Consider the following 227-nt stretch of genomic DNA (forward strand, 5'->3'; position numbering starts at 1 on the left):
CTGCCTCGATCCGCAGTGCGGCGCACATCGCGGAGGGCGAGTCGCTTGCCGCCTTCGTGCTGGATGAGGCGACGGAGCGCGGTCCGAACCCCTTCCCGCAAACCAGTGCCGGGGTCGTGCGCCACGTCTGGGCTGCTCGCAGCTTCGAATTCCGCGCGCTCGGTATCCAGTCCGCTGGTCTGCCGTGCCTCCTGACCGCACTTGCCGAACTGCCGCTCTCCGAGCCT

The 227-nt window shown here is 69.2% G+C and carries 1 pseudogene; it reads left to right on the forward strand.

The features are described 5' to 3' along the window. Positions 1-227 (forward strand): annotated as a pseudogene (locus WDW90_RS40440) (hypothetical protein); the annotation flags it as partial.

This window comes from Methylobacterium nigriterrae (assembly GCF_037106235.1).
Taxonomy (GTDB): domain Bacteria; phylum Pseudomonadota; class Alphaproteobacteria; order Rhizobiales; family Beijerinckiaceae; genus Methylobacterium; species Methylobacterium nigriterrae.